1 pseudogene is annotated in these 254 nt (G+C 72.4%); it reads left to right on the top strand.

The features are described 5' to 3' along the window. A pseudogene (locus H926_RS33330) lies at positions 1-254 on the top strand (adenosine deaminase); the annotation flags it as partial.

Below are 254 nucleotides of genomic sequence, written 5' to 3'. Positions count from 1 at the left end.
GGGCGCCCCTACCATCAGCGGGCACGACCAGTTCTTTGCCACGTTCGATCGCTTCACCCCCGCGTTGCTGGGGCAGGAGGCCGAGGCGATGATCGCGGCGCGGCGCCAGGCGGCGGGCGAGAGATTGCTCTATCTGGAGCTGGATCACAACCCGCCAGGCCTGCTCGAGACCGCCCTGGCCGCGCCATTGCCGCCGCTCGACAGTGCCGGCCTTGCCGCGTTCCACGCCGCCGAGGCGCCGCGCCTGCTGGCCC

Origin of the sequence: Novosphingobium sp. B-7, assembly GCF_000410615.1 — a bacterium.
GTDB lineage: Bacteria > Pseudomonadota > Alphaproteobacteria > Sphingomonadales > Sphingomonadaceae > Novosphingobium > Novosphingobium capsulatum.
Note: the sequence above shows the minus strand (reverse complement) of the source record. Positions and strands in the feature narration are given on the sequence as shown.